Source organism: Staphylococcus lugdunensis (genome assembly GCF_001558775.1).
Lineage (GTDB): Bacteria > Bacillota > Bacilli > Staphylococcales > Staphylococcaceae > Staphylococcus > Staphylococcus lugdunensis.
Map to the genome: position 1 here is coordinate 1,010,023 of NZ_CP014022.1, position 25,340 is coordinate 1,035,362.

A 25,340-nucleotide genomic window follows, 5' to 3' on the forward strand; every position below is an offset into this window, starting at 1 on the left:
TGGATATGTGTCGTGTTGTTTATAACATGTTCATTTGTTACTGCGTAGTATGTTGTTTAGTATAAATTCATGTTATGTTTTAAAATACGTCATAACAAATTAAACGCTATCGCTCATTTTTTCTGTGCTGATGAAACATCATTAGACTATCATTTATGTCAGTCATCCATTTTATAGTTGTTCAATGCCTCATATAAACACTACATCTTGTGTATAAAGCAAAAACGAACTATATGTATAATAGTAAAATTTCTCTAATGCATAACGAATATGGTGAGAAATTAGCCTTATTTAGTGTTATTTTGCTTAAATATTGACTTTTTTATTGCATTCTATTTTAGAAGTAAACACTATATATTGTGTTGGTTTTCAAAAACCAACACAACATTCTGTGTTTCATTATACATAATATCCTTAATTATTAAAAGTTTGAGATTGCTCCTTAACGTTCGGAATTTCGAATAAACGTGCGTCACTGTAAGTTTAAAATAGCTCAAAAAAATATTTTACATTTTTGTGAGCATTAATGCTTGCATTTATAAAATTTTTCTTAAATAGCTTTATCGTCCGGGTTGGCGTCATTTTTGAAGCTATTAATTCAAACATAAAAATATGGTATACAATCTTAATTTAAAATTTTATACAAATATTCCGGATATTTAATTTATTTCCAAATAGAACGTATGTTCGTTTTTTAATTATAAACGATTGCATTATACATTTCAAGTTCCAATGCATAGATTGCTTTTTTATGCTATCATATATAAGTTAAAATTTATTATTGGGGCGATTAACAGTGAATCCAAAAGTGAAAGGTATTATTGCTATCCTCATTTCTGCTATTGGCTTTAGTTTTATGTCAGTTTTTTTTAGACTTGCCGGTGATTTACCTGTCTTTCAAAAGTCGTTAGCACGAAATTTTGTTGCTATGTTTATACCCTTATTTTTTATTTATAAATATAAACAGCCAATGTTCGGTAAACTTCGTAATCAACCATTATTGATTGGACGGTCTACCCTTGGGTTGATTGGCGTATTACTCAACATCTTTGCCATAGATCATATGGTGTTAAGTGATGCCGACACACTAATGAAACTTAATCCATTTTGGACTATCCTATTAAGTTTACTATTCTTACATGAAAAAGTGCGAAAATATCAAATATCTGCGATGATCATTGCCATTATGGGTATGTTGCTTATAGTTAAGCCCGAATTTTCTTCTGAAATGCTTCCATCATTAGCAGGATTATTTTCAGGAATATTTGCTGCATCAGCTTATACATGTGTGCGCGCACTAAGCAGACGTGAACAACCTTACACGATTGTTTTTTACTTTTCATTATTTTCCGTGATTGTGTTGATCCCGTTTTCCATCGCAACATTTGAGCCAATGACAACAACCCAAATATTATATCTTTTAGGTGCAGGGCTTGCAGCAGCTGTAGGTCAAATAGGTATCACATTAGCTTATAGTTTTGCTGCGGCGAAAGATATTTCAATATTCACGTATGCTTCTATCATTTTTACTGCACTATTTGGTTTTATTTTATTTGGCGAAACACCAGATATGTATGCTATAGTCGGCTATATTATTATCATTAGTGCAAGTTACTATATGTTTGACCAAGCACGACGTGAATCAAATACACAACAATCACATTAAAGGAGCGGTAATATGACTCAAGGACGTCAAGAAGAGGAAATGAAAGACATTACATTATTAGGTAACCAAAATAACAATTATCAATTTGATTACCGTCCAGATGTATTAGAAACATTTGTTAACAAACATCAAGGGAGAGACTATTTCGTTAAATTTAACTGTCCAGAATTTACGTCACTCTGCCCTATCACAGGTCAACCCGACTTTGCTACAATCTATATCTCATATATCCCGAATGTTAAAATGGTTGAGTCTAAGTCACTAAAACTATATTTGTTTAGCTTTAGAAATCACGGTGATTTTCATGAAGATTGTATGAATATTATTATGAACGATCTTATTGAGTTAATGGACCCTCACTATATTGAAGTATGGGGTAAATTCACGCCTCGAGGTGGTATATCTATAGATCCATATACAAATTATGGTCGTCCAGATACTAAATATGCACGCATGGCCGAACATCGTCTGATGAATCATGATATGTATCCAGAAAAAATTGACAACCGCTAGTTTGATTATTTAAAGTTATCCATCACCACTAATTGTGACAACTTAGTGGTGATCTTTTTTTATTTACAAAATATTTTACAAAATGTTCTTGCATATTTATTAATAAAAGCGTATTTTATTAATATCATTGAAATTCAGTAAGCATTGCGTATGTTGATTGAATTCTATTTTGCTGAATATTCTTAATATTTAATCATTTCAAAATAATATTGCTAATAAATTGTCAGAATAGTAAAATTTATTTACTGAGTTTCAAATTGAAAGTACAGAAAGGTTGGGATGTTATGGCATCACACAATTCCCATGAATTAGCAGTTGAAAAAATTCCACAGAAAGGTTTCTTTGGACACCCTAAAGGCTTGGGCGTATTGTTCTTCGTAGAGTTTTGGGAACGTTTTAGTTACTACGGCATGCGTGCAATGCTTATTTTTTATATGTACTATGCTATCAATCAAGGCGGATTAGGCATTGATAAAGCAACTGCCATGTCTATTATGTCCGTATATGGTGCATTAATTTACATGTCATCTATTCCAGGTGCCTGGATTGCTGACCGTATCACTGGAACACGTGGTGCGACATTGATTGGCGCCGTCTTAATTATTATAGGTCACGTATGTTTGAGTTTACCTTTCCAAATGTTTGGATTATTTGCATCAATGTTCTTTATTATTGTTGGTTCTGGCTTAATGAAACCAAATATTTCAAATATTGTTGGTCGTCTATACCCAGAAAATGATGTTCGAATTGACGCTGGGTTTGTTATTTTCTACATGTCAGTTAACTTAGGCGCACTCATCTCACCTATTATTTTACAAAATTTCTTAGATGTGAATAACTTCCACGGTGGTTTCTTAATTGCAGCTATTGGTATGGCTTTGGGATTAGTTTGGTATATTTTATTTAACCGTAAAACATTAGGCCAAGTCGGCATGCAACCGACTAACCCGCTTACTGCTGAAGAAAAGAAAAAATACACATTTATTATCGTTGCTATAGTTGCTGTGATTACAGCTGTATTAATTGTCACTTACTTGACAAATACATTGTCATTTAACTTAGTAAGTAATACCGTACTCGTACTTGGTATTGTTTTACCAATTATCTATTTTGCAACTATGATATACAGTAAAGATGTCGATGATACTGAACGTTCACGTGTGAAAGCCTTTATTCCTTTATTTATTCTAGGTATGATTTTCTGGTCTATTCAAGAACAGGGTTCTAATGTCTTGAATATTTACGGACTAGAAAAATCAGATATGCATTTAAATATATTCGGTTGGACAACTCGTTTTGGAGAAGCTTGGTTCCAATCTATTAACCCTTTGTTTATCCTATTATTTGCACCACTTATTTCATTAATGTGGATGAAAATGGGTAAAAAGCAACCTTCATTGCCAGTTAAATTCGCTCTTGGTACATTTTTAGCTGGACTATCATATTTAATTATGGGCTTAATTGGCGTTTCTTATGGATCAACAACATTTAGTGTCAACTGGGTTATTTTATCTTATGTCATTTGTGTAGTTGGGGAACTTTGTTTATCACCTACTGGTAACAGTGCTGCTGTTAAACTCGCACCAAAATCATTCAATGCACAAATGATGAGCGTGTGGTTGCTTACTAATGCATCAGCGCAAGCAATTAACGGTACAGTCGTGAAGTATATTGATGACTTAGGTCAAACTACATACTTTATCCTTCTCGGTAGTATTGCTGTTGTCGTAACGCTTATTGTTCTTGCCTTCACATCAATCATTAAGAAAGCCATGAAAGGTATTCATTAATCACATTCTTATAACAAGTAAAAACATACTAAGATTAGCTATGAAGAAATCTATGACGATAGATTTTTTCATAGCTATTTTTTATAGTTATAGAGCCTGGGACATAATTATGTTTTAAACTATGAATTAAATATTTACAGTAGTTGACTGGATTGAAAATACGCTTATACCAAGCTTTTTTCAATCCTAGTCAACCTTGTCGGGGCGGGACTACGAATTTATAATGAATTCTGTCCCGCTCTCATATTTTTTGTATTACCATACACTAAATCTTAAAATTAAGGGTAAGTATTTAAAGTGATACCTTTTAGAAAGAAGGCATAATTATGACAGACAAATACAATCATGGCGTATTATTTTATCATGAACACAGTGGTTTAAAGGATATATATAATGGTTTAGGTGAAGTGACAAAAGCATTAAGTTCAATATGTAAACAGCTATCCATTCAATTGAGTGAAAACGAAGGAGACATTATTAAATATTGTCAGAAGATTAAGCAAGGTGATTATGGTCAAAAAATTGATATTTTATTTATTTTAGGTGGGGATGGCACCGTTAATGAAATGGTTAACGGCGTGATGAAACATCAGCTAGATTTGCCTATTGGTATTATCCCAGGTGGTACGTTTAATGATTTTACAAAAACGCTTAACATTCATCCTAACTTTAAACAAGCTAGTGAACAACTTAAATATGCACAAATTGGTCAGTATGATGTCATTCAAGTGAATAAAGAATTCGCCCTTAATTTCGTTGGGCTAGGTTTGATTGTGCAAAATGCAGAAAATGTGCAAAACGGTGCGAAAGATATATTTGGTAAATTAAGTTATATCGGTTCAACCGTAAAAACATTAATGGATCCGAGTAACTTTGATTTTACTTTAACAATTGATGGTGAAAAAACAACTGGCAATACTTCAATGCTGCTTATTGCGAATGGTCCTAATATTGGAGGTAGTCGTATTCCGCTCACAGATTTATCACCACAAGATGGTAAATTGAATACATTTATTTTTGACGAGCAAAGTTTCAGCATATTAAATGATATTTTCAAAAAAAGAGATAGCATGAACTGGAATGAAATCACTCAAGGTATTGACCATATCTCAGGTAAGGATATTCGCATTGATACAAAACCGATCATGAAAGTAGATATAGATGGTGAAATTCGACTAGAAACGCCGCTTGATATTAAAGTGTTGCCCAAAGCATTAAAATTATTAACCATCCCTACATAAAATTGATAAACAATTTGGGACATAAATATTACATGTTAATACGTAGTATTTATGGCGAGACTCCCGAGGGAGCAGTGCCAGTCGAAGACAGGGGCCCCAACAAAGAGAAATGCGAAAAGCATTTCACCAAGCAAAGCAAGTTGGGGTGGCTGAGACGGCACCCTAGGAAAGCGAAGCCATTCAATACGAAACATTGTGAAAATAGAAAACAGCAGCAAGATATTTTCTAATTGAAAATGATCTTACTGCTGTTTTTCTGACATTTATGTCCCAGCATCTTTTTGTCTTACTACTAAGCTAATATTAATTTAAAAAATATGCTTCCACTTCTTTCCAACCATTTACACGTGTAAAGCGTGTTTCGTTTACATTATGCGCTGCAGTGTATATAATGGGTTCGCCTTCAAAAATAGCTAATTGACGTGGGTTATCATCAATTAAATAATCAGCTTTCACGATATTTTTTCGTCCACAAAACACAAAGTGTTGAGGATCTAAAAATGGAAAGTGTTGTAATAACCATTTATATTTATCATGAAATGATGTTGGAACATCCATCGCAGCCGTAGCAATATATACATCGTACTGTGCCGCTAATTTTTCGACAACTTCTTGTGCAGCTGGTAATACTGGTAACTGTCTAAAGAAGCCAGGCGCATTTAAAATCTCCCTAACTAAGCCATCATGTTCAGGTATCATGTGCTTTAATTTTTTCCCATTTAAGCCTTCCATCGTTATTCCCAAATTCGTTTGTTTATTCACCGCTTCAATAATAGCTCCCAAAGTATCGGCTAATACTTCATCCATATCTATCGCAATTTTTTGTCGGGTCATTCCTTTGATCGCTCCGTTTCTATTTGTTTGTGTAGTTATACAGTATGAGTATAGCAAAATTTTGTTATACTTTCAGACTGTAGCCAAATGCTTTTTCATTTCATTATCATGCGTTTGTCTTGCTCATTTGCACTTGGTACAAATCTGTTTATTTGTAAATTAAAAAGTCATACTCTTACTTAAAAAGTAAATAGCATGACTTTGCTTATATATTTATTATGTCTTATCGTTTCAATTTTAATAATCAAATTGTTGTAAGACTTCAATCATTTTATCGTTTTGTTCTGGAAAACCAATAGTGATACGCACACCTGTTGGGAATGGTCTTGTAATGCATCCTACCTGTAGTAATTGTTGATATAATTCCTGAACTTTATCTGTCACTACAAAAATAAAATTCGTTTGACTAGGTAAGAAGTGCTTACTTTGTGGAATCGCATAAAATTTTTGGCGCTCTTGTGCATTTTTTTGTGTAATATCATGTAAATAATCTTGATCTTCCAATGCTGCGATTGCTGCATATTCTGAAATACGCGTCACATTAAATGGCGGACGAATAATATTCCATTTATCAATTGCTTCATTCGTTGCAATAACATAACCAACACGTAAACCAGCCAAACCATATGCTTTAGAAAACGTACGCAGTAAAAATGCATTATCAAATTCTTCTTGTAACTTCAAAGTATCTGGATAATCTTCAGCCGTCACAAATTCAAAATACGCCTCATCAATTAATACTGGGACGTGACTTGGAACACGTGATAAAAAGTCATGCAATTTTTCATGTGTAAAATACGTCCCTGTTGGATTATTAGGATTACACAACCATACTAATGCCGTTTGTTCATCAACTTCATTTAAAATACCTTCTAAATCAAAGCCGCCATTTTTAAGTGGTACTTGAACCACATCTGCAGATTCAACGATCGCATTATGATAATATTGTCCAAAGGTTGCTTCACTTGTAACAATCTTATCGCCAGGCGTTAATACCGCCCTAGAAATCATTAAAATGACTTCATCAAGACCAGCACCAAATAAGATGCGTGACTCATCTATATGTAGGTGAGCACTAATCGCTTTTCTTAATGAAGGTGAACCAGTTTCTGGATAATAATACAATTCATCTAAATGATCTGTTATGGCTTGTTTGACTTTCGGAGAGGGCCCATACAAGTTTTCATTAGATGCTAACTTATATAGTTCTCCCTCAATACCAAACTGCTGTTTCAATGCTCTAGGGGATAATCCAGGTTGGTATGCAGATAATTGATCTAGTTGCTTTTTCAAAGTTAACCACTCCTCCGATAATTGTCTGAAATTTTAAAAAACTTAATACTAATTATAACGTGTTTCCTAGTTACATATCAAGTTCATTATATGACAATCAGCGTCGAAAATCAGGCTTCCTATTAATGTACACCACGCATTGCTCGAATCACTATAGGTGAAATTAAAAATAATAATACACCAATAATTAAGGTAAACAACCCTGAATACATGAAGAATTGTTGTTCTGAAATGCGTTTGAAAAATACGACTGTTTGGCTATTAATACTTTGTGCTGTGGCATTGCTTAGCATCCATAGCGCCATCATTTGTGCAGATAAATGTTTAGGTGCTAATTTAGATGTTACGGATAAACCTACTGGAGAAATACAAAGTTCTCCGACAGTAATAAATAAAAAGCTAAGTGCTAACCACAACGGGTGTGTTAATTCTGTAGAACTCATCAAAGGAATCATCATCACTAAATAGGATAGTCCGGCAAAGATTGCACCAAGTGCAAATTTGTGCACTGTGCTTGGATTATGTTTACCCAGCCTTGTCCATAAGTTAGCAAATACCGGAGCCAACACAACAATAAATATTGGATTAAGTGATTGGGCCCAAGCTGCTGGTATTTGAAAATCAATCAGTCCATTTGTCAGCTTGCTCATACTGAGTTGAGTGTTTTGATCTGCAAAATTAGCTAACACGGTTGATCCTTGTTCTTGAATCATCCAAAATGCGACTGATGTTATAAATAAAGGAATATAACTATAAATACGCTTACGTTCAACTTCATTTGTTTTTTTATTCGTAATCATATAAATAAAAATATATATAGGTAAAACGATACCAATAATAGTTACTATTAAGGTAAAACTTTCAAGACTAAGTAACCCGGTAAATTGTAAGACAATTAAGATAATTGCAAACATAATAATTGCACTACCCACCATTAAACTTAATCGTTTAATTTCTTCTTTTTTTAATGGATTGGGAACACTGAGTCCAGCTAACCCTAAAAATCTTTTATTGGTAACCACATAGACCACAAGACCAAGGAACATACCTACAGCTGCTGCCGCAAAACCAACATGGAAACCAAGACGTGTTTGTAAATATCCAGTTATAAATGGCGCAAGTAAGCTTCCAAGGTTGATACCCATATAAAATATTGTAAAGGCACCGTCCAAACGTACATCATCATGTGAATATAAATCGCCTACAGTGGTAGATATATTAGGCTTTAATAATCCGGTACCGGTAATTAATAATAATAATGCAATAAGCACTAATGTAAAGTTACCTGGTATTGCCAACAGGATATGCCCAAACATGATTAAAATACCACCATAAAACAGCGCGTGTCTTGTACCTATAATCCTGTCTGCAATCCAGCCACCTATAGATCCTGACATGTAGATTAACGCACCATATATTGAGACAATTTGCAAGCCTGTTGCTTGGCTTAACCCAAAACCGCCATCCGTTACAGCGTAATATAAATAATACGCTAAAATAGCTTTCATCCCATAATAACTAAAACGTTCCCAAAATTCAGTAAAAAACAGTGTGCTTAATCCTTTTGGATGCCCAAAGAAACCTTTTTGTGGCACACTACTAACGATTTCTTGACGTGTATAATTCTTGTTATTCATTTCCCCACCTCATTCGTAATACCCTCAATTTTATACTTCATATGAATTAATCACAAGTAAAATCAAAAGAAACACAATTAAATTTAGTTACAATATGCTACTAAAGTTTTATTATTACAATTTATCATTTGAATATATTTCTTCTTATATTCCTTTATCATACGCCTATATATCCATGCTTCTCACGCTAAAAAAGACGCAGAGAACAACTTGATTTAATCGTTGTTTTCCGCGTCTTCAGTTCAATATGGAGGCATTTTATCTTATGAAGTATACAGTGCTATTTTATAAGCCCTTCTTTTTTGAGAAACGCTTTAGCAACTTGATATGGATCTTCATTTTTCACTGTAACTTTATAATTCATTTCTTGCATTTCTTCATCTGAAATTTTACCTGCTAATCGATTCAATGGTGCTTTAATTTCCTTATGTTCATTTAAGAATTTTTCTTTAAACATTGGCGCACCTTGATATGGTGGAAAGACATGTTTATTATCTTTGAGCACAACCATGTCATATTGTTTCAGTTCTGCGTCAGTTGAGTAGGCATCAATTAAGTTGATATCTCCCTTTTCTATAGCAGAATAACGCAATTTGGGCTCCATCGTTTTTACATTGTTAATATTTAAGTTGTAAGCCTTTTTGACTGCTTTAAAACCATCTGGACGATCGTTAAATTCTAATGTAAATCCTGGTTTCAATTGGTCAGTAACCTTGGCTAAATCTTCAATTGTTTTAAGATGATGCTTTTGAGCAAAATCCCGTTTAACTGCTAAAGCATAAGTATTATTATACTTCATTGGCTTAAGCATCGTCATATCATATTTTGATTGTAAGCTATCTTTAGCTTGTTGATAAACTGCTGCCTCTTTTTTAGATTTTAAATCTTCTTTTGTCAATTCTCCTAACACTGTACCAGTAAATTCTAAATAGCCATCTATATCATCGGATTTTAAGGCGTTGAATAGAAATGCTGTCTTACCCATACCATCTTTCACTTCGACAGTATCATCCGTTTCTTCTTCTATTAAAATCTTATACATATTCGTAATAATAGATGGTTCTGATCCTAATTTCCCTGCAAGCGTAATCGTATCCCCTTTATGACTAAGCAATGGTGCAACAATCGCAATAATGATAACTAATAAGATGGCACCCGTTGCCAGCATTAATTTTTTATAAGATAATTTTGCCATTAATCTTAAAATAACATCAAAAATAATAGCCAGTAACGCAGCAGGAATGGCACCAATTAAGATAAGCGATGGATTGTTACGGTCAATACCCAAGAGAATCAGATCTCCTAAGCCACCTGCACCAATGAGCGCAGCAAGTGTAGCTGTACCAATAATTAGAACCATTGCTGTACGAATACCTGCCATAATCACCGGCATGGCAATCGGTAATTCAACTTTCGTTAAGCGACGAAATGGTTTCATCCCAATCCCTTTTGCTGCTTCAATTAACGATGGATCTACTTCTTTAATTCCGGTATATGTATTGCGTAATATTGGTAATAATGCATAGACCACTAAAGCAATAATGGCAGGCACACGGCCTATACCAAACAATGGAATCATTAAACCTAGTAATGCTAGAGATGGAATAGTTTGTAGGACAGCAGCGATATTCATCACGATTTCAGAAATACGTTTTGCTTTTGTTAATACAATGCCTAACGGTACAGCAATCAAAATAGCAATAAGTAACGCAATAAAAGAAATTTGGATATGCTCTATTAAAGTAGCCAATAATTCTTCTTTACGCGCGTTTAATGTAGTAATAAACTCATTCATGCTGTTTCACCTCTTTGCCCTTGTGCTAAATATTCAAAGACATCTTCTCTGGTAAGAAGTGACTGAACATGAGTATCATGATTTTCTACTAACAATGCTTCATGTTTGCTTAACATATCAAATAAGTCATCAATATACTGGTCTGCGCTCACGACTGGGTAATCTGTTGACGCAGCCATTTCATTTAACGGTGTTGTGATATCTAATTCTTTCAACTTAATATGTTGTGATACAGATGTTTGTTGTAAATAATTCCCCATAAATTCTTGGACAAACTTACTTTGTGGGTGTGTTTTAAATCCTAATGGTGTATCGATTTGTTCAATATGGCCTTGATTCATGACACAAATACGATCACCAAGTTTCATGGCTTCTTGAATATCATGTGTTACAAAGACAATCGTTTTGTTAATTTTAGTTTGGAGTGCAAGTAAATCGTCTTGCAACTTTTCTCGACTGATAGGGTCAAGTGCACTGAAAGGTTCATCCATTAAGATGACTGGAGGATCTGCTGCCAGTGCACGCACTACACCCACCCTTTGTCGCTGTCCACCAGATAGTTCATCAGGCTTGCGATTTTTATATTTATCTGGTTCTAAACCAACCATTTCTAATAGTTCGTCTACGCGCTGGTCAATCTCTTTCTCTTTCCATTTTTTCATTTGTGGAACTTGTGCAATGTTTTCTTTTATTGTCATATGGGGGAATAGCGCGATTTGCTGTAGTACATAGCCAATGTCCCATCTCATTTCATATACTGGAAAATCACTTACTGGTTTATCTTTAAAATAAATATAGCCTTCAGTTAATGGGATAAGTCGATTAATCATTTTTAACGTTGTCGTCTTCCCACAACCTGAAGGACCAATGAGCACAAAAAATTCACCTTCATTGATTTTAAAACTAAGGTCATGAACCGCAATATTTTGGCCATAACGTTTCGTTACATTTTTAAATTCAATCACATTTACACCTCTATTACGCAAATTAATAATATTTTGTCTGTTATTTATAAAAGATTGACATCAATACAACGCGTACATTTTTCTTTGTTATTCCCTTTTATCATAAAGTTAATGATAATACTAGAAAATTTTACTTTTATATATTAAAAAGATGAGTTTGAATGCCATTGCCATTCAAAAACTCATCTTACTTATTTTAAGTGTATGCTATTACTTTTATGATATGTTTGCTTTGTAAGATTGAATGCGTTCTAAAAAGTTAGGACAATAATGTTTTAATTTATAACTACCTACACCTTCTATAGCAATCATTTCTTGTTTCGACGCTGGTTTACGTTTAGCAAATTCTTCTAACGTATAATCCGAAAAGATACTTACTGGTGCAATGCCTAACTTATTACTTAATTGTTTACGTACATCAACAAGTTCATTGTATAGCGCGCGATCAACGCCTTCGACAGTATTGATATAAACCTTTTCTTTAGATTTTTGTCTGAATGGCGTTGTAAATATCGTTACGTCTTCCTTTAATAAACTTTGCACACTTTGGTCACAAATCAATATTTCGTTATGTTCATTTAAAAATCCTTTGAATCTTAACTCATCAATAAGATGACTTAATTCTGACGTTGTATATGCTTTCATAATGCCATAAGTAGATAGCTGATCATAGTGATTGTATTTAATATAATCGCTTTGCTCTCCTCTTAATACTTGAATAATGACACTATAATTTTCTTGCTGTCGCATTCGCGCCACACAACTTACTATCATTTTGGCTTCTTTGGTCATATCATATGTTTTATTTTCTTGAACACAATTGCTACATTGTTGACATTCTTCTAACTTTTCATTGGGTTCAAAATAATGCACAATTGTGGCTTCGAGACATTTTTTAGTCTTGGTATATTGCAACATTTTAGTTAATTTTTCACCCATTTTATCTTTGTAGTCATCATCAGCTTGAGACACAGAAATAAAATATTCATGTAAACCTTTATCGCGCTCACTGTATAATAAGATACATTCACTTTTTAACCCATCTCGACCAGCACGCCCTGCCTCTTGATAGTATGATTCTAAATCACCAGGCATATTATAATGAATCACATATCTCACATTAGATTTATCAATACCCATACCAAATGCATTTGTTGCTACAACAACTTTAATACGATCATAAACAAAATCATTTTGTGCTTGTTCTCGTTCTTTGTTTGACAATCCTGCATGATATATTGCTGCTTCAAGATCGATGCTTTGAATGGCCTCTTGCAGTTCTTCAACTTGTTTGCGCGTCGAACAATATATGATACCTGCTTCATCTCGATGCGCTTGCACATAATCAAGGACAAATTTTTGACGCTGATACGTAGGATTAACTTTGAAGATAAGATTACGACGTTTAGTACTTGTCTTAACCCGATTATCTGCAGAAATATAAAGTTTATCCATAATATCTCGTTGCACTTCAGTTGTTGCGGTAGCGGTAAGCGCAATAACAACAAAATCTTGAGGTAGTGTCATTACTTTTTGAATGACATTCTGATAACTCGGTCTAAAATCATGTCCCCATTTAGAAATACAATGCGCCTCATCAAATGCAATTAAATGAATCTCCAGCTTACGCAATATACTTAAAAAATATTGGTTTTCAAAGCGCTCAGGTGCCACGTAAAGAAATTGAATTTTACCAGAAGCCAACTCCTGTTCAATCTGCTTTTGTTGCTTTTGACTTAGACTACTGTTCAAGTACGCTGCATGAATTCCCATTGCTTTAAGTTGATCTACTTGATCTTTCATCAATGAAATAAGCGGACTAATAACAACAGTTGTACCACCTAACTTCAGCCCGGGAATTTGATAACAAATCGATTTTCCCCCGCCTGTTGGTAATACACCTAATACATTATGATGAGCTAAAATTTTAGTTATAATTTCTTTTTGACCTGGTCGAAAAGATTGATAACCAAAATAATGCGATAATATTGCTTCCATTTCTGCATTCCCCTTATACCTCTTTTAATTCTTCTAACTCGCTCCATCTCGTTATATCTTCATCATATGTCTGTTCTAGTTGTTGTTGTTCAATAGTTAAATCTTTGATTTTAGCGTAATCCGCACTTGCCTCAATCATTTCTTGTTCAATTTCTGACAAGCGTATTTCGGTCTCTTCTATACGCGACATCAATGACTCGTATTCACGCTTTTCTTTATACGATAGTCCTGTTTTTTTACGTTCTTTTATCTGAGTTTTTGATGTGTTGGTTGCTTGCTTTTCTATTGCTAGCTGTTTATCCTTTTCTTTTTTATATGTTTCGTAGTCTTCAAAACTACCAACAATACGTTCCATCATGCCATCATGAATAAACCAATATTCCTGAGCAACCTTATTCAGAAAGTAACGGTCATGGCTAACCGTTATTACTGAACCGCCAAACGAAGCAATATAATCTTCAAGTATCGTCAATGTCTCAGTATCTAAATCATTTGTTGGCTCATCTAGTAATAACACGTTTGGCTGATGCACAAGCAAGCGCAATAAGTATAATCGCTTTTGCTCACCGCCAGATAACTTATAAATCTTTTTACCATGTGTTGAACTTGGAAATAGAAATCGCTCAAGTAGTTGAGTGATTGACACTGTCGTTCCATCTTTTTCTTTGGCGACTTCACTCTCTTCCCTTAAGTAATCAATCATGCGGATATCACGATTTAACGTTTCTTCAGTTTGTTTAAAATAAGCCACCTTAACAGTCTGACCTATCTTTAACGTTCCCTCAAATTGTTGATCTTCGCCGCTAAGTATATTGAGCATTGTTGTCTTTCCTGCACCATTAGGTCCAACGATACCAATACGTTGCCCACTCTGTATAATTTGAGTTATATCTTGAAATAGCGTTCTGCCATTAATTGTTTTTGTTAGACTATCAAGCTCATATACTTGTTTGCCTAAACGAGAATAAGCTAAATTTAACTCACCTTTATCTTGTGTCTGTTGCTGCTTTACATTTGCCTCTAAATCGTTGAAGCGATGTATACGTGCTTGTTGCTTCGTAGAACGTGCTTTTGCTCCTGCACGCATCCAGGCTAACTCTTGTTTATAAAGCGCACGTTGTTTATCATTTTGCTTTTGTTCAATTACTTCTTTTTCGGCACGCATCGCTATATAGTCTTCATAATTTCCAGGGTATGTCGTTAATTTTCCACGGTCAAGTTCAACAATGCGTGTTGACACTTCATTTAAAAAATATCTATCATGCGTTACAAATAATACGGTATATGGATATTGTTTAACATAATTAATCAACCAATTAATCGATTCGAAATCCAAATGGTTCGTTGGTTCATCTAACAATAATAAATCAGGTTGTTCAATCAACGTTTTAGCTAACACGACGCGCTTTTGTTGTCCACCTGATAAAGAATTGACTTGTTTTGTCGTGTCATGAATACCTAATTTAGATAAAATCGTTTTTATCTCCGCATTATAATCCCATGCTTCATGTCGATCCATAGCTTCTTGTGCAGCCATCATTGCTTGAAAATTTCGGTCGGTCTGTTCAACTGTATATTGTTGTACCGCTTGTTCATAGTGTTTAATGATTTGTAATGTGCTTGTCTCTGAACTGAGCACGGCTTCAAACACCGATAAATTACCATCTAAATCTTGTTTTTGAGAAGAATACCGAATACGATATTGATTAGGATGTGTGATATCGCCAGTAAAATCATCATCTATACCACCCATCACTTTGAGTAGCGTGCTTTTACCTGTACCATTGATACCAACTAATCCAATTTTTTCATGATTTGAAATCGCTAAACTCAAGTCATCGAAAATAACTTTATCTGCATATGACTTATTAAGATGTTCTATTTTATATGCTTCCATGACGTGATTTCCTCTTTTACTATCGAAATTTCAAAATGATTTTGATAAGCTTAATTCAGTTCTATATATTATACACCTTTTTACAGGTAAATGATACAAGGAGTCACGTTTATGGAAGAATTATTTGGAAGCTTACCATCCTATTTCCAAGCACTAATCGCTGGAATAATTACCTGGCTTCTTACAGCATTAGGTGCAGCTGGTGTATTTATTTTTAATAAAGTAAACGGGAAAGTTCTTGCTTCCATGCAAGGATTTGCAGCTGGTATCATGATTGCTGCCAGTTTCTGGTCATTATTACAACCTTCGATTGAATTTAAAGAAGGTACTACATTACCTTGGTTACCTGCTGCAATTGGCTTTTTACTAGGTGGCTTATTTATTCGGTTGCTAGATGCTATTATTCCTCATATACATCAACGTATTGGCGATAAAAGTCATTATCGTGAAGGTGTAAAAACGTCATTAAATAAGAATACTTTGCTCGTTTTAGCAATCACATTGCACAACATCCCAGAAGGTCTATCAATTGGCGTTGCCTTCGGAGGTATTGCCTCTAGTAATGAACATGCGACCTTTCTAGGTGCACTGGGCTTAGCTATAGGCATTGGCATTCAAAACATTCCAGAAGGTGCTGCTTTATCAATGCCTATTCGTGCTGCTGGTGCTTCAAAATGGAAAGCCTTTAATTATGGACAAGCATCTGCACTGGTTGAACCCATATTTGCTATACTTGGTGCTGCACTTATAGTAGTTATGACACCAGTTCTTCCCTATGCATTAGCATTTGCTGCTGGGGCAATGATATTCGTTGTCGTGGAAGAACTCATTCCAGACTCACAGTCAGGTAATAACACAGATTTAGCAACATTGAGTTTAATGATTGGCTTTACAATCATGATGATATTAGATGTTGCTTTGAGTTAATATTATATGAATTAAAATACAATCAAAACCACCCGTGTGAACGGGTGGTTTGTTCTGCGGCTATAAGCCTTTCATACTGGCCAGCCCTAAAAGGGCACTGATAAGTTAGCCAACTGCACTACTATTCCAGCAACCCTAAAGGGTTACTATTTTTTCTTTCTTTTTTTAATTTCTTCTCCTGTAAACGGATCTAGGTATTCTTCCATTGAGATTTAATCTGCAACGATATCCTCTTGTAATTGGTTTCGTATATAATTTTCAATTACTTTTTTGTTTCTACCTACAGTATCTACATAATATCCTTTGCACCAAAACTTTCTATTTCCATATCTATATTTCAAGTTGGCATGTCTATCAAATATCATTAAACTACTTTTTCCTTTTAAATAGCCAACAAATGATGATACACCTATTTTTGGCGGAATACTAACTAACATGTGAATATGATCTTTACATGCCTCTGCTTCAATTATCTCTACGCCTTTTCTTTCGCACAATTGACGCAAAATCATTCCAATATCTTTTTTTATTTTTCCATATATCACTTGTCTTCTGTATTTAGGAGCAAAGACGATATGATACTTACAATTCCATTTTGTATGTGCTAAACTGTTTGTGTCGGATGACATTAAATAGCATCTCCTCGTGTTGATTATTTTGGTTGGCTGACCAATATTAATTCTAGTACGAAGAGATGCATTTTTTGTGACAATGGTAGAACCTTTTCTGAACCATACGCATAGCGTATGGTTTTCTTTTTACAATAAAAAGGCAGTCTGACTTCATTCGTTCAGACTGCCTTTTGTTTGGTCGGTAATAATTATAGAGGTAATTGCGCTATTTTTATATTCAAAATTTAAAAATCGGGCTAGTGATTTAAATCACCAGTCCGATTTATTATAGAACCAATTATTTTTGATTGCCTTTTGGTCCCGTCTTATATTCATATTTAGCTGGATTGACTTTTTTGAAATCTGGATTGTTGTAAAATCTGAATAAATCACCATTCAGAATACTATCGCTCATTTCAAGGTCTTTTTCAACTTGTTGTTTATTCTTATCAAAGTCTTTTGGTTTCTTTTCTAATAGTTTGTTGTCTTTATTAGAATATATTTTACCATTAACATATTTATAATTTTGGGTAATGAAATCACCATTTCTAAATGGTATCACATCTTTATGCTCTTTTGATAACAAGTCGGTACCCATCATAATATAGTTCTTCGTATCAATACCAACTAAATGTAAAATCGTAGGCATAACGTCCATTTGGCCAGCGTATGTTTTGTCAACTGTACCTTCTTTGCCTGGTATTTTTAACCAGAATCCCGTACGGTTTAAGTCTGTAAACTTGGCTGGTGTAATTTGTTCACCTAATAATTTTTCCATTGCATTATTATGATTTTCAGAAATACCATAATGGTCACCATAAATCATAATAACAGAGTCGTCATATAAACCTTCTTTTTTCAAGTCATTAACATACTGTTCTAACGCTTGGTCTAAATAATGTGCCGTTTGAATATAGCCATCTACTGTAGAATCTCCCGTATTTGGTTTGTCTATATCAGCATCTTTATCATCTAAAGTAAACGGATAGTGGTTCGTTAATGTGATTAGATGTGAATAGAATGGTTTTTTCATTTTCTTTTGATAACCAGCTGATTCTTTAAAGAACTCTTTATCTTTTAAACCTAAGTTCACAACATTATCTTCAGACATATCATAGTATGTTGCATCGTAAAATTTATCAATACCAAAGTGTCGATAGATTTGATCACGATTCCAGAATGTTTTGTAATCACCGTGCATCACGTTAGACGTATATCCTTGCTTTTGATCTAAAATCGCTGGCAATGATTGATACGTATTGTCTCCTTTTAATGAAAAGGCTGAACCTTGTGGTAAACCATATAAACTGTTATCCATCATAAATTCAGAATCAGATGTTTTACCTTGTCCTGTTTGATGGAAAAAGTTTGGATAATATCTGAAATCCTGTTTACCTGAAGATAGTTTATTTAAAAATGGTGTTACTTCTTTACCATTTACCTTTTTATTGATTAAAAACGTTTGGAAACTTTCTAAATGAATTTTAATTATATTTTTCTTTTTTGCTACCCCGAAATACTCAGGATTTGCTTTAGTTCTTTTTTGCTTCGTATAGTTTAAAACTTTAGTTAAATCATCTTCAGATGCTAAAGCTTTCTGTTGATTATTTTGAATTGTTTTAACGCCGTCATAAACCGTAAAATTATATGGTCCTAAATATTTCACCAAATATTTATGGTCAAATGTACGCGTTAATAATTCAGGTCTGTCTGTTTCAGCAAATGCTAAGTTTAAGAAAAATAAAGCGACTGAAGCAGCCATCACAACAGGTACAAACTTCTTACTAAATACGCGTTTATCTAGCCAATTGTTTTTGAAAATCAAGATAAATAAATAGATGAAAGTATCAATAAAGTATACAAAATCATACCATTTAAACGATGCGGTTACTGCGCCCCCCATAGATTCCACATTACTAGCTTGATTCAACGTACTAAATGTTAAAAAGTCAGTAAAGAATCGGAAGTAAACCACATTGGCATAAAGTAAAAAAGTTAATAAAAAACCAGCGATAAAAATAAACCAATATGCTTTTTTTCCTTTAAAGAATAGGAAGACACTTAAAATAAGTGCTACTAAACTATATGGATTCATTAATAATATTAAATTCTGAACTAATCCCTTAACACCCAAGGAAAAATCAACATAGTATGAAAAATACGTTTTCAGGGTTACTGTTAACACAGTTAAGATAAAAAACGTAAAAAGACTTATTTTCTTTTTGCGTATGCTCATGTGTGTTTCCTCCGTTTATAATTATTCCAACTTTAAAAGACCTGTACATATTACTTGCGATAGGCGCTTTATCTTTCGTTCGCCTTCACTATCCCATGCTAAAAAAGTTAGGAAAAAGATGAAACGATGTGCTATCACAGACGCATCGTGCTTGTTTCAACTTTCAATATTTCTTTAAAATTGCGTTGTGTTCCTCTGGTTTCAGTGCCCACGTTAATCAATGATGCGTTTAACCCCATTATATGTAAAACGTATCATAACGATTGTAAATGGACCGTTCAAATCTATAGTAGTATCGTTGTTGTTTACTGTAGTTATGAATAAGCGAAAAATCCCCTACTTAAAACATTAACTTTGTTAATGTTTTATTAAGAAATTTCATTCATTGTAATTGAATTGTAACAAAAGTGCATAGTTCAATATATAAATATATAGTATATTTGACCATCTTTCAAGTAAAAAGAAAATAATATCACTGCATAAACTACAAGACAATACCATATTATAACTTTTTTTCTTTTAGTTTTAATCAGCCTAAAGGCTGACCTCTGTTATTTTAACATTTCTAATTTCATGCGATACTCAATCGCATGAAAGATTTGATTAACCCAATGACTATATTTGACAACATTCTTTTCTGCGGTTTCAACATCGATAAATTGAAATTTTAGTCTTGCGCCTTGTGGTTTTTGTGCTAATTTAGATAAATGATAACTTGCAATTGTGCCAATTTGAGGATAACTTCCTAGCGTATAATGATCATTAAGTAAAATAATAGGCGTACCGTCACGTTTAACTTGAATGGTTCCCCGCTTCACACTTTGATGTGCCGGCATGTCCTCGTAATAGGCTTTGATACTTTCTCCTTGTAAATACATTCCCATGCGATTAGCTTTACTAGTAACTTTATAATCTCCTAATGTAAAGCGCTGTACAGTGGCTTCATCAAAATCTTCTGTCCCTTTATTTTTAATTACATGAAAGACATCTGAAATATAGTTAAATGATAATGCGTATCCGTCTATTCCCCAATCGGTTTGATTGCTTTCGGCTAAATTTTCAAATAACTTGGTGTGTCGATGTGAGTAGTTATTTTTTAATTGTATCGTATCACCAGCTTGAAGTGTTCTTCCTTTAAAACCACCAATATGCGTATTAAAGTCGGTAGAACTAGAGCCCAACCATTCATCTAATTGAAAGCCTCCACCTACTGCAAGATACACACGAGAAGTACGGCTTGTTTCATTGAATGTTAATGTGTCGCCCGCTTGAATTAAATATAATTTATAAGGTGTGATGGTAAGGTGCTCTGTCTGTGCTTTAAAATTACTACCAGTTAGTGCAATTAAAGTCGGTTCAGTAAACTGAAGTGTTGGCAATTTATGTGTCATTTCTAGTGTCGCTTCATTCTTATCATTAGCGACAAGTCGATTGGCAATTTCATGGGCAAGCTCATCTAAAGCACCGCCTGGAATAACGCCATCATGCTCGTATCCGCGACGTCCAAAATCTTGAAAACTACTAAATAGTCCTTCTTTTATAACTTTAATCGACATGGTTCATATGCTCCTAATTCTATCTCATCTTCAGCAATCGCTTTAAAGGTTACTGAATCTCCTAATTTGATTAATGTGAAATCGGCTTGGTCAGGATAAAATAATTGTAGAGGAGTATACCCTATCACTAGCCAATCATTGTAAGTGTCTGTAGTCACAATGCCACACTTTTTACCTTCTAAAATTACTGACCCAGCAGGTACTTTTTTCTTGTTTGCACTCGTATGATTTACATATAAGCTTTCATTTAATCCACTTAAATAAGGAAAACCTGGTGAATACCCCATCATTGATACAAAATACGCTTCAGATGTATGTAAATTCACAAACGTCTCAAAATCAAGCCCATATTCTTGTAATAATGGTTCTAAATCTGGACCATAAGTACCACCATACACAACAGGTATGTCACAAATTTGTTTCGTTTGTGTGGCAGCTGTTTGTTCTAAATCAGCTTGACTTATCTGTTCTATTAAATGTTTCATGTGCTGGTAGGGGGATTCAATATGATGATGTTTAATCATATCGCGGGCATCATAAACAATCATCATATCAGATTCAGTTGGCACAATCTCAACAATAAATGGTAAGTCTTGCTTAACTAAATAATCTCTCAGTATTAATAATTGTTGTGTTACATCTTTAGACACATCTTTTTGGATAGCCACTATAATAGCTTGATCTCCTTGGCTATATATTTTCATAAACACACCTCTAATATTTTTAGACTGTAAATTTCGGACAATCATTGTGCAGGCATACTGACTACAAAACTACTTGATTAATGATAAAAAACATCCATAATGCGAACTACATATGGAATAAGCGACTGACAGAAATAGTATACACATACACATTGACAACAAATTGACACGGTCGCTATTACTTTTGCTCGTATCAAGCGTTCTGTTTTATGATAATGATTAAATATGAATTTACTTATTATCCCAATCACCACTATACTTATCAACCATACTACCAACATTGTTATCCCACTTTTTTAAAATATATTTTTAATACTTTATTCCTTTATATTTTATAGATAAATTGATACATCGGCAACCTCACGCAAGCTGTTTATTAAATATATTTTGATTTCTTGCTTTTGAAGACCTTCTTTTAACATATCCACGGTGTAGTCCTTTTCGAAAAGCTTCCCTTGATCAATCATCTCTTGTCTTTTACATCCTGGTAAAAAATCATGCTGATAGCTTGGCGTGTAATATTTCCCTTGTTCTTCAATCATGATATTACCAATATCAAACTCTAATATTTTATATTCGTTATATAATAAGATTAAATCGGTCGTATGATTATGTGTTAGATGTTGTCGTTGTGATGTTTTATTAATAAGTAACGACGTCTCTGTCGCATTGTCAATCGACTGTAATTTAGCTGTGAAATAGGGTTTGTACATTAATGGTTCAACTTTAATTTCAAATGTGCCATCTTTACTTAGCTCTATTTTGAGTCTATAGATACCTTGATTATAAGTGGCTTGAATGCTGCTAAGTTTCGACTCCCATGCTGTTTCGTTAAATAAAAATCCTAAAGCTGCACTAGAAGAACGTATACGTTTTGTATGATAATAAACACGAGGGATTACGCCTTGCTCTATCCGCATAGTCTCAAATATTTTCATTTATAGCATCTCCAAAATTTTAGCTTTATCACGAAATTCTTGCACTTCATTTTCAGGATCAGAATCAATAGTAATACCCGCGCCGACACCGTATATCGCTTTATTATCACGATATTCAATTGTGCGAATAGGTACATTAAAAATCATCTTGTCATCTGGCATCAATATGCCAAGCGTACCACAGTAAATATAACGCGGTTGGTCTTCTAATTTGTGAATATATGACATCGTGTTTAATTTAGGTGCACCTGTTATGGAACCACAAGGAAATAGCGCATGAAATAACGTTGCTAATGGTAATGTTGCATTTGAGAGTTGACCTGCAACCATACTTGTCATTTGATATACAGTGGCATAAGTTTCAATAAAAAACGGACGATACACATGTACCGTACCTTTTCGTGCAATTCTAGCAATATCATTTCTCAATAAATCAACAATCATGACATTTTCTGCTCTATCCTTTAATGATTGTTGTAAATATTTATAATTATATTGATCTTGCTGTTTGACATCTGACCTTGGCATGGTGCCTTTCATAGGCTTACTCACAACTACATTATCTTGACCATCAAATGGCCCTTTCTGAAAGAATAATTCGGGTGAAATAGAAGCGACTTGTACGTCTTCAGTATCCATTAACATGGTGTAATTGCCATTTTTAGTTTGCGTTAATTTATCATACAGGTCTTTAATTGGCATTTGTACTGGCGAACTCACTCTTGTTGTATAGTTTACCTGGTAAGTTTCGCCATCAATAATTGCTGCTTGTACTGCTTTGATATGTTGAATCATAGTTGCCTCTTTTACTTGAAAGGCAAACTGGTGTTGTGGCTTATTATTATAATGCTTTATTGACGTCTCTTGTTGTATGGGCTGTGCCGATTGATAACTATAAGCCGCTGCTAATATTGCATCGTCTGCAGTTGGATGCACAGCCATGTCAGGATTAAAGTATTGTGCCGCTTCATACGTCATATAAAGCGCCACATATTTCCCTTCTTTCTGCTGTTGTTCTGCAAAATTGATAACGTCTCCCACATCTTTCATCTCATATGCTAGATATTGCCCTAACCTTTCTGTGAGTTTAAGTTGGTGCGTTTCGTAGCGTGAATCGTCTAAATAATATCTATAATTAAATTGTATTGTCACACTGATTCACCCCCAAAGTTTTAATAAACAGCTCAATTTGTGCATGACCATGTTCACTGAGAATTGATTCAGGATGATATTGCACCGCATAAATAGGCCATTGTCGATGCTGAACTGCCATAATAATACCTTCATCATTTTCAGCACTAATTTCAAGTTGTGCCGGCAGTGATTGACGCTCTGCAATCAAAGAATGGTAACGCATCACTTCAAAATGTTGTGGCAGTTGAGCAAAAATCCCCTTATTATTATGATTAAGCTTTGTTGTGTGGCCGTGTACAGGTCGTTTACCATGAATAATACGGCCCCCAAAATAATCGTAAATGCATTGAAATCCTAAGCAAACACCTAATATGGGAATACGCTTTTTAAATGCTGCAATAATCTGTGCGATTATCGGATAATCACTAGGCTTACCCGGGCCTGGGGAAATAACTAGCGCTGACGGATTAAGCTGTTGTAATGATTGTATTGTGACTTGATTGATACGATAAACAATGATTTCTATATCAGTAACTGTTTTAAAATAATCTATCAAGTTATATGTAAATGAGTCGTTATTATCTATGACTAATATCATTTTATGCTTACCTTCTTTAGTTTCATTCGTAAAAATTACCACTTTATTATAATATATATGTAAGGGGTTACGTTTCTATTATCCCAAAATATTTCTTGATTTTACATAGTTTCTGTATTATTCTAGCTAGCGTATTCAAAATAAATAATCAGAGGTTCCTAGCCGAAACCCTCTATAAAAAACTAGACACCGAATGTTTCAATCAATATTTAAAGTAACTTATCATCATATGCATTTACTTATTCTGTGGTCTATCTTTTTTATAGAGATAGCTTTTTTTATGTCTAAAAATAGGTTGCATTACCCTCAACGCACTTAAATTGGAGAGATGGACAATGACTGAAACAACTTTAAACAATAACAAAGCCATAGTCGTATTTAGCGGTGGTCAAGATAGTACTACATGCTTATTTTATGCTAAAAAGCACTTTGACGAAGTCGAACTTGTTACGTTCAATTATGGACAGCGTCATAATACTGAAATTGAAGTAGCCAAAAGCATAGCGCATGAACAAGGACTAGCACATCACATTCTTGATATGTCGCTATTATCACAATTAACGCCAAACGCATTAACGCAACACGATATGAAAATTGAAACCAACGAAGACGGTATGCCTAATACATTCGTACCTGCACGTAATCTATTGTTTTTATCATTTGCAGGTGCCCTTGCTTACCAACTCAACGCCAAACATATTATCACTGGTGTATGTGAAACAGATTTCTCTGGCTACCCAGATTGCAGAGATAACTTTATTAAATCAATGAATGTGACACTAAGTTTAGCTATGGATAAAGATTTTGTCATTCATACACCCCTCATGTGGCTAAACAAAGCTCAAACATGGGCGCTAAGTGATGAACTTGGTGTCTTAGACTATATCCGTCATCAAACATTAACATGCTATAACGGCATCATTGGTGATGGCTGCGGAGAATGTCCAGCTTGTCACTTAAGAGCACGTGGTTTACAACAATATCTTAATTCTAAAGGAGCGAAATAA

At 34.1% G+C, this 25,340-nt stretch carries 19 protein-coding genes and 1 pseudogene; 6 read left to right on the top strand and 14 right to left on the bottom strand.

What is annotated here, in order from left to right; genetic code table 11:
- Nucleotides 1-796 precede the first annotated feature (796 nt).
- The 4 genes from AL499_RS04800 to AL499_RS04815 all read left to right on the top strand — a co-directional run bounded on the left by AL499_RS04800 (nucleotide 797) and on the right by AL499_RS04815 (nucleotide 5,210).
- A complete protein-coding gene (locus AL499_RS04800; RefSeq protein ID WP_002492137.1) occupies nucleotides 797-1,666 on the top strand; it encodes a DMT family transporter in 870 nt (289 codons plus the stop codon).
- 12 nt (nucleotides 1,667-1,678) lie between these two features.
- Nucleotides 1,679-2,179, top strand: a complete 501-nt coding sequence (queF, locus tag AL499_RS04805; RefSeq protein ID WP_002479355.1) for a preQ(1) synthase — start codon at nucleotides 1,679-1,681, stop codon at nucleotides 2,177-2,179.
- A 284-nt stretch (nucleotides 2,180-2,463) separates the two neighbouring features.
- On the top strand, nucleotides 2,464-3,969 hold the full coding sequence (locus AL499_RS04810; RefSeq protein ID WP_002492139.1) for a peptide MFS transporter: 1,506 nt from the start codon (nucleotides 2,464-2,466) through the stop codon (nucleotides 3,967-3,969).
- Between the two features lie 326 nt (nucleotides 3,970-4,295).
- A complete protein-coding gene (locus tag AL499_RS04815) occupies nucleotides 4,296-5,210 on the top strand; it encodes a diacylglycerol/lipid kinase family protein (RefSeq protein WP_002492138.1) in 915 nt (304 codons plus the stop codon).
- Between the two features lie 303 nt (nucleotides 5,211-5,513).
- Here AL499_RS04815 and AL499_RS04820 read toward each other — a convergent pair whose 3' ends face one another.
- The 7 genes from AL499_RS04820 to AL499_RS04850 form a co-directional block, all read right to left on the bottom strand.
- Complete coding sequence (locus AL499_RS04820) at nucleotides 5,514-6,044, bottom strand: 5' nucleotidase, NT5C type (protein WP_002492147.1); 531 nt, start codon at nucleotides 6,042-6,044, stop codon at nucleotides 5,514-5,516.
- 237 nt (nucleotides 6,045-6,281) lie between these two features.
- Nucleotides 6,282-7,337 carry a histidinol-phosphate transaminase gene (hisC, locus tag AL499_RS04825; RefSeq protein WP_002459751.1) on the bottom strand — a complete coding sequence of 352 codons (1,056 nt, stop codon included), beginning with the start codon at nucleotides 7,335-7,337 and terminating at the stop codon, nucleotides 6,282-6,284.
- Between the two features lie 122 nt (nucleotides 7,338-7,459).
- Nucleotides 7,460-8,974: a peptide MFS transporter gene (locus AL499_RS04830; protein ID WP_002459752.1), complete on the bottom strand. Its 1,515-nt coding sequence runs from the start codon at nucleotides 8,972-8,974 to the stop codon at nucleotides 7,460-7,462.
- 280 nt (nucleotides 8,975-9,254) lie between these two features.
- Complete coding sequence (locus tag AL499_RS04835; protein WP_002492146.1) at nucleotides 9,255-10,769, bottom strand: ABC transporter permease/substrate-binding protein; 1,515 nt, start codon at nucleotides 10,767-10,769, stop codon at nucleotides 9,255-9,257.
- Nucleotides 10,766-11,734 carry an ABC transporter ATP-binding protein gene (locus AL499_RS04840; protein WP_002459754.1) on the bottom strand — a complete coding sequence of 323 codons (969 nt, stop codon included), beginning with the start codon at nucleotides 11,732-11,734 and terminating at the stop codon, nucleotides 10,766-10,768. Before AL499_RS04840 ends, AL499_RS04835 begins: the two co-directional genes overlap by 4 nt.
- A gap of 216 nt (nucleotides 11,735-11,950) precedes the next feature.
- Complete coding sequence (gene recQ / locus AL499_RS04845) at nucleotides 11,951-13,732, bottom strand: DNA helicase RecQ (RefSeq protein WP_002459755.1); 1,782 nt, start codon at nucleotides 13,730-13,732, stop codon at nucleotides 11,951-11,953.
- 13 nt (nucleotides 13,733-13,745) lie between these two features.
- Complete coding sequence (locus AL499_RS04850; protein WP_002492134.1) at nucleotides 13,746-15,629, bottom strand: ABC-F family ATP-binding cassette domain-containing protein; 1,884 nt, start codon at nucleotides 15,627-15,629, stop codon at nucleotides 13,746-13,748.
- A gap of 111 nt (nucleotides 15,630-15,740) precedes the next feature.
- On the opposite strand from AL499_RS04850, the gene AL499_RS04855 reads away from it, so the two are divergent.
- Nucleotides 15,741-16,556 (top strand): ZIP family metal transporter, encoded by an 816-nt coding sequence (locus tag AL499_RS04855; RefSeq protein WP_002479362.1) that lies wholly within the window; start codon nucleotides 15,741-15,743, stop codon nucleotides 16,554-16,556.
- Between the two features lie 215 nt (nucleotides 16,557-16,771).
- Here AL499_RS04855 and tnpA read toward each other — a convergent pair.
- From tnpA to AL499_RS04890, 7 genes and pseudogenes are all read right to left on the bottom strand, one after another.
- Nucleotides 16,772-17,185, bottom strand: a pseudogene (gene tnpA / locus AL499_RS04860) (IS200/IS605 family transposase); the annotation flags it as partial.
- Between the two features lie 280 nt (nucleotides 17,186-17,465).
- Complete coding sequence (ltaS, locus tag AL499_RS04865) at nucleotides 17,466-19,403, bottom strand: polyglycerol-phosphate lipoteichoic acid synthase LtaS (RefSeq protein WP_002479363.1); 1,938 nt, start codon at nucleotides 19,401-19,403, stop codon at nucleotides 17,466-17,468.
- 551 nt (nucleotides 19,404-19,954) lie between these two features.
- Nucleotides 19,955-20,959 (bottom strand): 5-oxoprolinase subunit C family protein, encoded by a 1,005-nt coding sequence (locus AL499_RS04870; protein WP_002479364.1) that lies wholly within the window; start codon nucleotides 20,957-20,959, stop codon nucleotides 19,955-19,957.
- Nucleotides 20,941-21,663, bottom strand: a complete 723-nt coding sequence (locus AL499_RS04875) for a 5-oxoprolinase subunit B family protein (protein ID WP_002492970.1) — start codon at nucleotides 21,661-21,663, stop codon at nucleotides 20,941-20,943. Before AL499_RS04875 ends, AL499_RS04870 begins: the two co-directional genes overlap by 19 nt.
- A 332-nt stretch (nucleotides 21,664-21,995) precedes the next feature.
- The gene (locus AL499_RS04880; RefSeq protein WP_002479365.1) at nucleotides 21,996-22,601 is read right to left on the bottom strand and encodes an aminotransferase class IV; all 606 of its coding nucleotides are present in this window, start codon (nucleotides 22,599-22,601) and stop codon (nucleotides 21,996-21,998) included.
- A complete protein-coding gene (locus AL499_RS04885) occupies nucleotides 22,602-23,753 on the bottom strand; it encodes a chorismate-binding protein (protein WP_002459762.1) in 1,152 nt (383 codons plus the stop codon).
- Nucleotides 23,737-24,333 (bottom strand): anthranilate synthase component II, encoded by a 597-nt coding sequence (locus tag AL499_RS04890; protein ID WP_002479366.1) that lies wholly within the window; start codon nucleotides 24,331-24,333, stop codon nucleotides 23,737-23,739. Before AL499_RS04890 ends, AL499_RS04885 begins: the two co-directional genes overlap by 17 nt.
- 335 nt (nucleotides 24,334-24,668) lie before the next feature.
- Here AL499_RS04890 and queC point away from each other — a divergent pair, with 335 nt between their 5' ends.
- Nucleotides 24,669-25,340 (top strand): 7-cyano-7-deazaguanine synthase QueC, encoded by a 672-nt coding sequence (gene queC / locus AL499_RS04895; protein ID WP_002492964.1) that lies wholly within the window; start codon nucleotides 24,669-24,671, stop codon nucleotides 25,338-25,340.